Source organism: Ktedonosporobacter rubrisoli (assembly GCF_004208415.1).
Taxonomy (GTDB): domain Bacteria; phylum Chloroflexota; class Ktedonobacteria; order Ktedonobacterales; family Ktedonobacteraceae; genus Ktedonosporobacter; species Ktedonosporobacter rubrisoli.
In genome coordinates this window covers 9,814,286-9,827,252 of the sequence record NZ_CP035758.1, presented here as the reverse complement: position 1 = coordinate 9,827,252, position 12,967 = coordinate 9,814,286, and the positions used below count along the sequence as shown (strand labels likewise).

Below are 12,967 nucleotides of genomic sequence, written 5' to 3'. Positions count from 1 at the left end.
ACAGCACAGCGATAATCGAAGCCTGCTCACGTTATTTTTCCCAGCTTAAGCGAGGTAGATCACGGCCAGAGACGTAGCTATGAAAGCGGCACAGTCTGCTCTTCGCCCCATACTCCGTTCCACTGCCAGCGCTGCGGCTGGACCTTTTGCGCTGCGGCAATCGCCTCGATGGTTGCGTCAAGGTTAGCGACGTCAAGGGCCAGGCTCTCTTCTGAGATAAACCGCTCGTAGCGAATCTCCAGGCTAAAGCCTTGTTTCGTCCGAACCTGACAGCTGACATGCAAAATATATTCTCCCCAGCGCAGCGGGCCAACTTGATAGTTCGCGCCTTCTCGCCGCAAGGCTGTGGGCAGCATAGGCGCAACAACGAGCTGACCATCTTCCTGCGCGCGCAATCCCAGCAGGTAGCGTATGAGCAGATGAATGCTTAACGCGCCCCAGCCATAGCCTTCGATACCGGCGTTAGAATATTCAAGCGCGCCCCATTTTCCAACCCGCTGGGCCTGATGATACTCGCGTGTGACGCCGGGCAAACCTCCCTGCTCATCCAGCTCGCGGCTATCAGTACTTCGATAGGCTGCTTCTATAAATTGATAGGCCAGCTCGGCAGCTTCGGCCGGCATTTTCGCCTTCGCGGCTGCCCCAACAAGAGCCATGACAACCGGCGGCCATGAGAGCGGCATCCAACCGCTATGAGCAGGCGGCTGCGCAAAATAGGAGCGAAGCTGCTCCGTCTGCTCCTCACTCGCAGCACCACAAAAGATGGGAGCCAGGTGCATGGTATCCTGCAGCGTTGACCACTCACGCGTCACAGCGTCATAATCGCGGAACCAGCCATCTTGCCACATGAAACGCGTCTTCTCGGTAAACTCGGTGGCCACGCTCTTCCACTGCTCAGCTTCGGCGGCAAAATCAAGCGCAGGAAGCTCATCATTAGCCGGAGCTTGCGGTTCCTGGGCCAGCAAGCGAGCCCAGCGCACCAGGATGCTTGCGCCCTGGGCCATACTCGCCTGCAAATCTACCGGGCGCACGTGCTGAATAATCGTTCCGCCGGTCTGCTGAGGTCCAAAGCGCCGGGAGACGTCCTGGCCGCTCTCCCAGGAGCAGGCATACACCAGCCAGCCCTCGGGGTCACGCCGCTCTGCAAGCCACCAGCGCAGATAAGCGGCTACCCCAGGATACAGACGACGCAGCCAGGATCTATCAGCGGTACGCAAGAAGATTTGGTCGCAGCACCAGAGCGGAAAACCCCACTCGGGAGCGGTGCCACAGATCTTTCCATCATCGGCAATCATATTATAGCTACCATCTTCGCGCATGCAGGGAAGATTGGGGCGCGGCGAGGAGGAGAAATGGCCAAGCAAGACCTCCTGGGCCAATACTGGATCGGCATAACTCAGGAAGAGCATATCCATAGCAGCCTCAGCTAGCACGGATCTTGGTGCCTGAATCTGCATGGCATCCCAGGGATGAGGCAGAACGCCTGCCGAGGGCCGCACCATCATGCGCAGGGTCTCAAAATCATAGACCAGTCCGCGCCGCCAATGGGCGGGCCAGTCGCCAGTAAGCTGCGGCGCCGAGCTCCAGAACTGCTGATCGTCGCTATGATGCTCAGCCTCAGCACGGGCAATCTCTTCCATAGCATCGAGCCAGCGCTGGCTACTCTGGTCCGGCGAGACGCCTCGCGCCAGCACGGCATTGACGATGCGCTCGCTTCCTTTCCCTTCCATGACGAGTTGCCAGGGCACGATGACTGTACGCGACTGCCAGCCGGTACTCTCTTCATGCTCGGTTACGTCAGGGCGCGCAACGGGGATATCATGCGCCCAGATCGCCGCATCTTCGAGAGCCACAACGTGGCCTATCGCGCCAAAGATCAGCTCCGCGCCATCGGCCGAGCGCGCCCCATGCACAAAAGCATCGCCCTCGCTGGCAATTCCCAAAAGCGCTGAGCCCTTCTGCGGACCTACGCCGACATATAATCCGTGCTCCCACAGACGACTGGTATGCGGATTGTGTGTATGCCGATGGAGTAGATAGCAGGTGACGGGCAAAGGCTTCTTTGCCTCTGTCTTGAGTCTGATCACGCAGCCCAAAGCATGCTCATTGACGAGAAAGTAACGTACCCTGAGTTCCAGCTCATAGGCTGGTACGAGGCAGGTATACTCAAAGCGATTTCTGGTATGCAGATGGCTGGCAATGGAGCATTTATGCCGCCTGAAATCCTCGGCAGTTAGCAGGATCTGTTTGCCGACCTTTAGCCCTACCCCTAGATGAGCTGTGTATTGAAACTGATTACGCGCATAGCTCCCCAGGTTCGGCACATGCCAACCCATGCCAAGAGGCACGATTGAGCGCAAAACACCGCTGGGATTCAGTTTCCAGCTATGGAATGGATTATCCAGATAGCCATGAGGGGTAAAATCATCTTGCGGAATCATATGCATCTAGCTCCTAACGCCTCTTTATTTTCTATCTCTTCCTGGCTCTTTAAGGTGACCATCTCCTGATGTCTATTAGCTCTTGTCGCGCGCTGTGTCTGCATGTCCTCATTGTGCCATATGCCCTAATTTCCTGGCAAGCCGGCCGCCAGGAAACGGCTATGACTCTTCTCTTGAGGTTCAGATTGCCAGGTATATATTTTTCCATTTTATATACAAGATTTTACGTTATATACTATAATCAGCTTGGGTTTATAATTGTTTAGTTCTGCAGATAGTTCAGGGAGTATGCTATGTGGGTTAGGGAGAATTTAAGGCATATCTATATGCCGCTACTATTGGTATTGTTAGTAGCCCTGGTGGGAGAGTTATTACACATTGAACAAGCTCCTCTGATCGTCCACGCTGAGCCGGCGACAACCACACCGCTCAAGCACATAATTATTATTCTTGGCGAAAATCATACCTTTGATAATATCTTTGGGGCCTATAAGCCTCTCAAAGACCAGAGCATCGATAATCTGCTCTCCAAAGGCATTATCACAAGCAACGGAAGATTAGGGCCGCGGGCCTGGCTCTCGCGCCAGCATCTGGCCCAGAATAGGAAGGGCTATAGCCTTTCACCACAGCAAACTGGCAGCTATCGCACTTTACCGCAGCCCAATACAACCTACGCGAAGGGCTTGCCACGCCACATTCCCGATCGGCGCTTCCCGGCGGATCTTCCCAACGGTCCCTACCAGATTACGCGCTATGTGCCCTATCACAATGCGATTGTGGGCGATCCTATCCATCGCTTCTATCAAATGTGGCAACAAATCGACAAAGGGAAGAATGATCTTTTCACCTGGGTTGCCCAGACGGCGGGACGCGATAACGGCGCTATTCCTCCGCTCCCGGTCTATCAAGGGGCTGTCTCGATGGGCTATTACAACATGAGTACCGGAGATGCGCCTGATTTTCGTTTTATTGCCGATCACTATACCATCAGTGATAATTATCACCAGAGCATTATGGGCGGCACTGGCGTCAATCATATCGCGATTGGCACGGCGGATATGGCTTTCTATACCGATAGCAAGGGAAATCCGGCCAGGCCACCCGCGCATCAGATTGAAAATCCTAATCCCAAGCCCGGGACCAATAATAACTACACCCAGGATGGCTATTCGGGTGGCAGCTATAGCGAATGTGCGAATGTGCGCCAGCCGGGGGTAGGGCCAATTTTAGACTATCTCCACAGTCTGCCCTATAAAGCATTTCGCGCCGGCGACTGTGCGCCAGGAAGCTATTACCTGCTCAATAACTATAAGCCTGCCTACACAGCAACGGGCCAGCGCACAACGGGCACGCCATTTGTGGTGCCACCTCAAGATATGCCAACCATTGCAAACGAGCTCTCGGCCCACAATATTAGCTGGAAATATTATGGTCAGAGCCTCAACAATCAACATTCATCCGCACATTTCTGTGATATCTGTGATCCATTTCAGTACGTTACCTCGATCATGCACAGTCGACTGAAAGACAATATTCAGGATTTCACGCGCTTTCAAGCTGATGTGGCTAACGATAGGTTACCCGCGGTCTCCTTTATCAAGCCCGACTCAGCTAACGATGGGCACGCAGCAAGCTCGGCCCTAAACAAATTTGAGACCTTCAGTACGCAAATAGTCAACGAGGTTATGCACAAGCCAGCCTTGTTCAAGCAAACAGCGATCATCGTCACCTTTGATGAGGGCGGTGGCTACTACGATTCGGGCTATATCCAGCCGCTCGATTTCTTTGGCGATGGTCCGCGCGTGCCGCTGATGGTCATCTCGCCGTATGCCAGACGTGGCTATGTGGATCATACATATTACGACCATACCTCGCTGCTCAAGTTTATTGAGCGCAACTGGCGTTTGCATCCGCTCTCAGCGCGCAGCTTTGACAATTTGCCCGATCCGCTTATGAGTCGTAGCAATCCCTATCAGCCGCTCAATCGGCCCGCAATTGGAGATCTTATGCAACTCTTTGATTTCCAGCATCCACGCCACGATACTCCTTTGCTGCCCTGATTTCGTCGCTTATAGTTGGCGCCATGCAGCGCTCGAAGACAACCACAATCAAGGTGCATTTGTTTGTATAGCTTGACCGGCCTGGCTCACTCTCTGCCTTCTTGAGAGTCTGGGCCAGGCCAGCTTTAGACAAAGCTGGTGAGAAGTACTTTTCTCGCCCGCTTTTTTTAATGTTCAAAAGGTTTTTCCGGCGAGAAATGACGAAGCAGGCTATATTCTAGAAGGATACTTCACCTCATTATATTGATGTATTTCTATATAATTTCTATTCTAGCAGTTAAGCAGGCGGTATCATATATAAGAGTGTCTGGTTGTTTCTATAACTTCTCGTGAATTTTACATATCTGTTGTACTTCTATACAATCTATGGTACTCTAGTGGTATTAGAGCTTCTATACGAGGTGGGTTTTCATGACGTTGCGCGAGTATCGTATCCAGCTCGGATGGTCCCTCAACAAGCTGGCCCAGGAAGCAGGCCTTTCGCGCAAAGCAGTAGCAAATGCTGAAAACGGAATTATTATCAGGGCAGGAACGGCAAAAGCACTAGCTGACGCTCTTAGCCGAGGGTTTGGCTATCAAATTAATGTCCTGGCCATCGAGGGACTACACATTCAGTAGTAAAGGTAGAAAGGAGGGTATGAGAAAAATGAAACGCCCAAGCTATATAACCTGAGCGCCCCATCACTGTCAACCTCGCGCAACGACATCTATACTGCTCAGTTCACAGCCGGACAGTATAACAATATCGTTTACATAACCTATCCATGATAGGTCAGGCTCGGTCTTTGCGTATTTTCGCATGAATCGGCCTGATCTGTCAAATAGAGAAAGGTCAGGCGCTCTATGCCTAAAGAACCTTTTAATGCGATAGATAAGTTTATTCGTGGCACATCCAGCGACAGCTTAGCGCATATGCTAAGTCCCCCTTTTGCTATCCACATTTCGCCAAGGCTAGTTGATTGTTTCGGCGCGATATTAAAACGAAGCTCACGTCATGTAATTTGTCCATTCGCTAGAAAAACGTGGTTGAGAGGAGAGCAATATGCAGCAAGCACTCATTGAAATGCACCTGCCGGCTTTCCGCGAAGGCTATCAGGCAGGGCGTAGCGCCTACTTTCAGGGCAGACGTATCCTTACCGACAAAGAGCTAGTTGCTTTATTAATAGAAATTGCGCAGGATGGCGTATTCGTCGAGAACAGCGATCCTATCGATGCGCAATGGCAAATCGGCAATTTGCTTGGCCAGATCAGCGGCGCGGTCATCCCCTATTACGATGATGAGGAGTTCGAACAGGAGCAGCGCGAGACCCACTTGCTCAGCGAGCTGCGACGCACGCTTGATACCGATGCTGAGGCTGCGGCAATTACCAGCGAAGTCAAAAAGATGTGGGAGACTCAAGATCGACTGGCCCAACGCCTTGATCAGGACTGGTACGAGCGAGTGCGTCATCGCGACATCCATCCTTCCCTCAAGCGCTGTGTTGATGCCTAGCGCAGCCCGGAGATGGGCAAACAACAGAAGAGTTTTTGGCAATTAGTAATAGTGCGTCAGACTCTCTCTGTGGGAACCACGTGGGGAGCCTGACGACTCATCGCTTGCGCCAGTGGATACGGGTCATCTACCATCATCACACAGATTCACGCTAGCACAATTGGACCTTCCCCCGGTTTCGCGTGCGCTCAGTGCACCGCCTCCCGCTTGCTGCATTGTGTGAGCGGAAGCACCACTTCGACGCGCCAACCGAGCTCGGGTTCAGGGCCAGCCTGTAGCGTCCCTTTCAGGAGCGCAGCACGCTCGCGCATGCCCAGCAGACCAAAGCCTGGCGCGCTTCGTTCCTGGCGAGGCGTGGGCCCCTGACCATTGTCCAGCACAGTCAGTTCCACCTTTCCCTCCGGCCCGGCGCTCGTGGAGAGACGCAACAGCACCTTCGTCGCGTGTGCATGCTTGCGAATATTCGTCAGCGCCTCTTGCGCACAGCGGTAGAGCGCCTGACACAGTTCAGGGCTCAGGGAATGCGTCATCTCTTCCAGATCGAGCGTGATCCTGGTTTCGGGACAAGTGGTTTCAAATTCGGCCACCAGCCGGCGCAACTGCTCCTGCAACGAGCCTGCAGAGATAGCGCCGGGTCGAAGCGCCTCAACTGAGTGACGGACATCAGTCAGGCAGGCTTTCGCTACGCGGCGGGCCTCCAGCAAGTTCTCGTGCAGACGGGGATCACCGCGCACTTCGAGCTGGGTTGTCGTTTCCAGTTGGACCGCCAGTAAGGTCAGGGCGTGACCCAGCGTGTCGTGAATCTCACGGGCGATCCGGTTTCGTTCGCGCATGACCGAGAGCTCTTCTACCTGGGTGCTATACTCCTGGAGTCGCAGATGGGCTACTGCGAGCGCGTTGATAGTCGCAGTGCATACACAGACGGAGCTAAACGAGATAAGAAGCATTATCTGGACCCCAGTATCCCACTGCCGGATCAGGAGACTGATCGCCAGGCTTGTACACAGCCAGAGGACGCCCGCCGCGAGCAGGCCGAGCAAGCGTGGTCGGACTGTCATCATTACGCAAGCAGCCGTTATCGGCAGGATCGGGTGCCAGTAAACGTTAGTGCTTGGAAAGGGGATAAGGAGGGAGGCACAGGCCAGGCAGAACAGGGCAAACATTCGATAAAGCTGTGAGCTCCGTCTTCTGGTATGATAGATCAAGAGCCAGGCGCCACAAATCCCCGTGAGGAGAAGAAAGCTGACCAGGGTACGCTGTACTAGAAAGAGACCAAGAAGGTAGCCAACACCGACTACACAATAGGTGACCCAACGAAGGAGCCAGCTTAAAAGCATTGATCGCGTTTGGATGATCTGTTCTTGCTTACCTGTCATAAATATGCCCGCTGACTATGAGAGATGTACTTAATTTTCCGTAGTATACCTCACTCGCTTTTCCGCCCACCAGTGACCGCAGTCATGTAAATCCTCGCCAGGCTTATGACCAGCGTCACATATTAGCGCCAGCTTCGATCTGGTTCATTGATGGTTGGGTAAGTTTTCCTCTGCTGTGGCCGAAATTCCTCCATCCCACAAGAGGCGCAGCCATATCTTCAGGTTCCACAAAAAGTTATACAATCGTATCCACCCTGGCACTAATATTTAGCTGCCCAAACTAGAAAGAGAAGGTCCCAGGCGCTCAGGCATCTTCTTGAAGTCGTTCCCACATAGCTGGTTGTCGTCTGTGCGACAAATACGTCCACGCCCTTGAAACAAGGAGCGTTGCCGCAAAAATACTCCATAGGATGAAAGGTGAGACAGCCAGGAACTGCTCGGTCGTCAGGGAAGCAACCAACCAGATACGCACTGCCGCCTCCACAAGCACACCGACACCCCAGATCACCGCTTGCACTCGCAGATGCGTACGGAATAACGGCTCTTCCCACTTTGTAGCAAAGCGCCGCTGGCGTTCCACGTCCTCCCCGGCCTCAAGCGTGCGCGCAAGATAATAGGTAAGCGGCTTAGGCAAGAGCAAAGAAATGAAGAAGGCTAAACCGAAAGCCGCCGAAAAGAACGATTCACGAATCAGGAGCAGTTTCGGGTTCTTGCTGAGCAGGACGCTAAGTAGACCAAAGACAATCCCTAGCAACGCTGCTCCCGCGAAGAAGTTGACGCGCCGCGTGAGTGCGAGCCGAATGATACTATCCAACGCCGATGGAACGGCTGTAGCGATGAGTGAGAACAGTTCAGGCTGATGTAGCGCATTTTTCACGACCAGGTAAATGAGAAATGGCAATATCACATTGATAATAACCGTAGGCAAAAGACGACGTAATCTCTTCATGATTTCTTTTGCCCCCTTCGTCGTCTTTGAAAAACTTGAAAACAGCATATTCTTCATCCTGTCTACCTATACATTATTTGACGCGCTAGCGCTGATAGTGCACGATACATTTCATGTGGAAGCTGTTCCAGAATACGCACCCACAACGATTGCCGTTTGCTGGCTGCGCGCCGTTAGCAATTGATCACACCATCCGCGTTTCTGGGAGATTCTGCAGCTTCTTATTCTCTGCTCATTACGTCCTTATGGCAGGTCATAAGTATGCCTATCTTCAGATCAGCCAGAGCAATAGTGAGCTCTTTTCCTGCCCGAGAAAGACGAAAAACCTTTCCTAATACGGCTGGACAATCTGCTCTGGCTTACCTGCCATGAGTATGTCCGCTGACTATGAGAGATATACTTAATTTTCCCTAGTATACTTACAAGCTTTTCAGCTCACCAGTGCCCGCAGTCATGTAAAATCCTCGCCAAGCTTATGACCGGCGTCATAGTAGCCAGGGTCAGAAATATGCTGCAATTCATGACTGGCGGGACATGCCTCGTCGGCTCCTGCCGGCTATACTCAGAGCAACAAAGATCGAGCTCTCACTCCGGCGTTCTGTTCATCCACTGGAAAGAAAGGATTATATGCCAATAATCAGCAGACGCACGAACAGAGCAAGATTCTGGTAAAGACGATTAGTTTCCACTTTGAGTAAGAAAGGTTGCATTGATGCTCCAAACGCTCTCTACTCTTGAGGATGCCAAAAATTTATATGCCTGGTTTCAGGAGATGCGCGACACGCAGCCAGTATGGTTGGATGAAGAGAGTGGCAGCTGGCACGTGTTTCGCTACGCAGACGTCCATACGATTATCACCGATTACAACCTCTTCTCATCAGCACTCCGGCATAGCACTCCGGCACGCTCCGCCGCCCCGTCTGGCGCGTCCGAGCAGCGTCCATCATGGCAGTTTCACAATATCCTCACCATGGACCCACCGCAACACCAGCAGTATCGCGGCCTGGTTTCATCGGTATTCACCCTCCGCGCGCTTGACCGCATGCGGGGACGTATCGCCGAGATTACACAGGAGCTCCTTGACAAAGTGCGCCCGGCGGGCAAGGTGGATCTTGTCGAGTCTATCGCTTATCCGCTGCCCGCAATAATTATCGCCGAACTTCTTGGTGTCCCCGCATCTGATCGCCCACACTTCAAACGCTGGGCCGACGCCCTGTTCTCTGAGCAATTGCGCAATTCCGAGCCGAACCGGTCCGCGAATAATCAAGGCAATGATGCAAAAAGGCAGGGTCTCGCCCGCGTCCTTGGGGAGATGTTCGCTTACTTCAAGGGATTGCTGGAGGAGCGCAAGCGGGCGCCACGTGACGATATGATGAGCGATCTGCTCGCCGCCGAGGTCAACGGGGAGCATCTGAGCATAGAGGATACAATCAGTTTCTGCAATCTGCTTTTACTGGCCGGCCATGTCACAACAACCAGCCTGTTGAGCCAGGCCATCCGCTGCTTTGATGAGCACCCCGAAGCGCTGGCAAGGCTGCGCAAGGAACCCGAATTGATGCCAGGGGCAGTTGAGGAAGTTTTGCGCTATGCCTCACTCTTCTGGCGCGTAGAACGTGTCACCAGGGCTCCGGTGACAATCGCGGGTGTTACTATCCCAGAGGACGCCACAGTCTTAACCTGGCTGGCCTCGGCCAATCGCGACAGCGAGCAATTTTCAGAGCCTGAGCACTTTGACATTACCCGCAAGCCGAATCGCCATATTGCGTTTGGGCACGGCGTCCATTTCTGCCTCGGTGCTCCACTCGCACGCATGGAAGCTTCTATAGCCCTTTCAATGATCATCGAGCAGCTTCCCGGCCTCCATGTGGTACGGCAGGAGCCAGCGCCTCTGCTCGGAGGCCACACGCTGTTTGGCTTCAAACGCCTGTCGGTCGAGTTCACATCGTCCGAGCTGTCAGTCTGAGGGTTCTTCCCGCCAAACATACAAAAGAGAACCTCCAGGTGGAGTTCTACCATCTAGAGGTTCTCTTAGTCCATCACGTCAGCAAGGTTCACCAAATGAGTTTATGCGTCGAGCAATTGCTCAAACTGCTCGCGGTTCAACTGCTCTTCTTCCATCAAAGTCTTAGCTAGAGACGTCAGTTGCTGATTATGCTGCGTGAGGATCTCACGAGCTATGGCACGTCCTTCGTTCAGAATGCGCTGTACCTCAGCATCGATCAGCGAGCTCATCGTACCGCTACTGGAGGTATGGGAACGCGTGGCGGCAACCGCCATGGCATGCGTATAGGGGTGGCGATTGGTGGGCACACCATTGAGGCGATAGTTTCCGTCAGCATCCAGCACGAGAGATTGGGCCTGAGCAGGCATTTCATCGGGTCTCAAACCACGCATATTGAGCGAATAATCTCCCTCAGCCTGGTAATCGGCGAACACTACACCCACCTGTTCACTCATGCCCCAACGCGTCACCATGCGCCGGGCCAGATCTGTCACCACCTGCAGGTCATTCTCAGCTCCGGTCGTCACCTGATCAGTACCAAAGGTAAGCTCTTCGGCAACACGTCCGCCCAGACCAACCGCAATGCGCGCCATGAGCGATTGACGGCTATAGTTATAGCGATCTTCCTCAGCAATGAACTGCGTTACACCCAGACTCTGACCGCGCGGCAAAATGGTCACACGATTCACCGTATCGGCTTCGGGCAGATGATAGGCTACCAGCGCATGCCCACCCTCGTGGAAAGCAATGATCTGGCGCTCTTTTTCGCTCATGATCAAAGGCCGTAACGCCCCCAGTTGTACGCGCGCCAGAGCCTCTTCAAAGCATTCATACGTAACATGCTCTAGCTCGCGACGAGCTGCAGAGAGTGCCGCCTCATTCACCAGGTTGGCCAGATCGGCTCCCGTCATCCCGGTAGTCATACGGGCCAGACGTTCCAGGCTAATTTCTTCGTGCAAAGGAGTCTTGCGTGTATGCACTTTAAGAATAGCCTCGCGCCCGACGCGATCCGGGGCAGATACAGTAATACGACGGTCAAAGCGTCCCGGGCGCAGCAAGGCCTTATCGAGAATATCGACGCGGTTTGTCGCGGCCATCACAACTACAGCTTTACGGGAATCAAATCCATCCAACTCAACCAACAACTGATTGAGCGTCTGGTCGCGCTCGTCATTGTTCGTAGCCCGCATCGCCCGCTTACGCCCAACCGCATCTATCTCGTCGATGAAGACCACACAGGGTGCAGCCTTGCGTGCCTGATTGAAGAGGTCGCGCACACGGCTCGCGCCAACGCCCACAAACATTTCCACGAATTCGGATGCGCTTATGCTAAAGAAAGGGACATTCGCTTCTCCCGCCACGGCCCTGGCCAATAGCGTCTTGCCGGTCCCGGGAGAGCCTACCAGGAGTGCGCCACGAGGAATGTGCGCGCCCAGACGGTCGAAACGTTCAGGTGAGCGCAAAAACTGCACAATCTCTTCAACTTCCGTCCGTACTTCATCAATGCCCGCAACATCAGCAAAGGTTACAGGCGGCTCGGTACTCTGGCGAGGCTTATAAGAGCTACCCGCCTGCCCTGGACGAGCCAGCTGACTGGGGGTTTTCCGCTCTACGGGGTGCAAAGGATTCGACTCTTTCACCCGCTCCATACGACGCGCTCGACTACGCCCAAGCTGGCTGATGCGATTATCCAACGAACGACCCCCACGCGCCCCATTATTGCGCGCAGCCAGAAAGATGAGTAGCAGCACAATCACGATAACAGCCGGCACAACCTTCCACAAAAGCGCTACCCAGGCTGAATTCTGTCCCAAAGGTATTGAATTAACGAGCACATGGTGGCCCACCAACAACGGCATCAGTCCCGCATCTCCCTCCACATGCGCCCGCGTATAGATAGCGCGATCAGGATCTAGCGAAGGCTCCGCAGTTGTCGTAGACCAGGTTGGGTTACCATTGCCAATATAGCGATTCCAGGCTTGATAGTCTGTATTCACACTTTTTTCGGAAGGTCTCGCTACCGGCTGAGTTGCAGAGGCATTACGCGCCTGGGCAAGAGGATATGCTAGCAATCCATTAATATCATTTCCTCTAACCGTGACAGCCAGTACATTACCAGCCTCTACTTGCTTTACAAAAGTACTATAGTCAATAGCCGTTTCTCCACTGGGCGTGAAGTCTGTGGCGGGAGGCTGAAATTGGCTAAAGATCCCAAACAGAAGTGCCACTATCGCCAGTAGCAGCACGCTTGCTAAAAGGATATTTTTTTTGTCTCGAAGAAATTTCCAGACTTTACGTCCGTCAATCCGCATTTGCTTTTGCCGCCGGCTATTCCCATCCTCACCATTCCGGCGACTAGCTTTATCATCCATTAATTCACCTCACCTGATAAAGGTCATCCAGTCAGTACCAACTCCTGTTGACCCTATAAGCCCTTGCATGCGGAAAGAGCACAAACGTTTGTAAAGGAAAGCATAGGGCCCCCTTATATATACTTAATCTTCCGCATCTTGTCGCTACTCTGTCTACAGGCCAGCGTTCTTTCGTCGCCACCCTGGCTCTCTGGTAGAACCCACAGTTGCTCAATTCTCTGCTTTGCTCCGTTCTACCGCGAAAGAATGCGTCTCAAATCGATCCCTGCTACAAA

The 12,967-nt window shown here is 53.3% G+C and carries 9 protein-coding genes; 5 read left to right on the top strand and 4 right to left on the bottom strand.

The features are described 5' to 3' along the window. Nucleotides 1-77: 77 nt before the first annotated feature. Nucleotides 78-2,441 (bottom strand): MGH1-like glycoside hydrolase domain-containing protein, encoded by a 2,364-nt coding sequence (locus EPA93_RS42105; RefSeq protein WP_165423753.1) that lies wholly within the window; start codon nt 2,439-2,441, stop codon nt 78-80. 326 nt (nt 2,442-2,767) lie between these two features. Between EPA93_RS42105 and EPA93_RS42100 the strand changes: the two genes are divergently transcribed. The 3 genes from EPA93_RS42100 to EPA93_RS42090 all read left to right on the top strand — a co-directional run bounded on the left by EPA93_RS42100 (nt 2,768) and on the right by EPA93_RS42090 (nt 5,993). Next, entirely contained in the window at nt 2,768-4,501 is a 1,734-nt protein-coding gene (locus EPA93_RS42100) for an alkaline phosphatase family protein (RefSeq protein WP_129893294.1), read from the top strand. Between the two features lie 411 nt (nt 4,502-4,912). Continuing rightward, the gene (locus EPA93_RS42095; protein ID WP_129893293.1) at nt 4,913-5,119 is read left to right on the top strand and encodes a helix-turn-helix domain-containing protein; all 207 of its coding nucleotides are present in this window, start codon (nt 4,913-4,915) and stop codon (nt 5,117-5,119) included. 424 nt (nt 5,120-5,543) lie between these two features. After that, nucleotides 5,544-5,993: a hypothetical protein gene (locus EPA93_RS42090; protein WP_129893292.1), complete on the top strand. Its 450-nt coding sequence runs from the start codon at nt 5,544-5,546 to the stop codon at nt 5,991-5,993. A 188-nt stretch (nt 5,994-6,181) separates the two neighbouring features. Here the strand turns inward: EPA93_RS42090 and EPA93_RS42085 are convergent, their stop codons facing one another. Both EPA93_RS42085 and EPA93_RS42080 read right to left on the bottom strand, forming a co-directional pair. Continuing rightward, nucleotides 6,182-7,369 (bottom strand): sensor histidine kinase, encoded by a 1,188-nt coding sequence (locus tag EPA93_RS42085; RefSeq protein WP_129893291.1) that lies wholly within the window; start codon nt 7,367-7,369, stop codon nt 6,182-6,184. 304 nt (nt 7,370-7,673) lie between these two features. Beyond that, nucleotides 7,674-8,318, bottom strand: coding sequence for a VC0807 family protein (locus tag EPA93_RS42080; RefSeq protein ID WP_129893290.1), 645 nt, complete (start codon nt 8,316-8,318; stop codon nt 7,674-7,676). Between EPA93_RS42080 and EPA93_RS42075 the strand changes: the two genes are divergently transcribed. Beyond that, complete coding sequence (locus tag EPA93_RS42075; protein ID WP_129893289.1) at nt 8,317-8,502, top strand: hypothetical protein; 186 nt, start codon at nt 8,317-8,319, stop codon at nt 8,500-8,502. The genes EPA93_RS42080 and EPA93_RS42075 overlap by 2 nt on opposite strands. Before the next feature lie 528 nt (nt 8,503-9,030). Then, nucleotides 9,031-10,281, top strand: coding sequence for a cytochrome P450 (locus EPA93_RS42070; RefSeq protein WP_129893288.1), 1,251 nt, complete (start codon nt 9,031-9,033; stop codon nt 10,279-10,281). Between the two features lie 101 nt (nt 10,282-10,382). Here the strand turns inward: EPA93_RS42070 and ftsH are convergent, their stop codons facing one another. Then, nucleotides 10,383-12,692 carry an ATP-dependent zinc metalloprotease FtsH gene (gene ftsH, locus EPA93_RS42065; protein WP_129893287.1) on the bottom strand — a complete coding sequence of 770 codons (2,310 nt, stop codon included), beginning with the start codon at nt 12,690-12,692 and terminating at the stop codon, nt 10,383-10,385. Nucleotides 12,693-12,967: the final 275 nt, after the last annotated feature.

Excerpts from the sequence above, each read along its gene's own strand:
- EPA93_RS42105 (WP_165423753.1), bottom strand. The coding sequence starts at position 2,441 with ATGATTCCGCAAGATGATTTTACCCCTCATGGCTATCTGGATAATCCA.
- EPA93_RS42100 (WP_129893294.1), top strand. The coding sequence starts at position 2,768 with ATGCCGCTACTATTGGTATTGTTAGTAGCCCTGGTGGGAGAGTTATTA.
- EPA93_RS42095 (WP_129893293.1), top strand. The coding sequence starts at position 4,913 with ATGACGTTGCGCGAGTATCGTATCCAGCTCGGATGGTCCCTCAACAAG.
- EPA93_RS42090 (WP_129893292.1), top strand. The coding sequence starts at position 5,544 with ATGCAGCAAGCACTCATTGAAATGCACCTGCCGGCTTTCCGCGAAGGC.
- EPA93_RS42085 (WP_129893291.1), bottom strand. The coding sequence starts at position 7,369 with ATGACAGGTAAGCAAGAACAGATCATCCAAACGCGATCAATGCTTTTA.
- EPA93_RS42075 (WP_129893289.1), top strand. The coding sequence starts at position 8,317 with ATGATTTCTTTTGCCCCCTTCGTCGTCTTTGAAAAACTTGAAAACAGC.
- EPA93_RS42080 (WP_129893290.1), bottom strand. The coding sequence starts at position 8,318 with ATGAAGAGATTACGTCGTCTTTTGCCTACGGTTATTATCAATGTGATA.
- EPA93_RS42070 (WP_129893288.1), top strand. The coding sequence starts at position 9,031 with ATGCTCCAAACGCTCTCTACTCTTGAGGATGCCAAAAATTTATATGCC.
- ftsH (WP_129893287.1), bottom strand. The coding sequence starts at position 12,692 with ATGGATGATAAAGCTAGTCGCCGGAATGGTGAGGATGGGAATAGCCGG.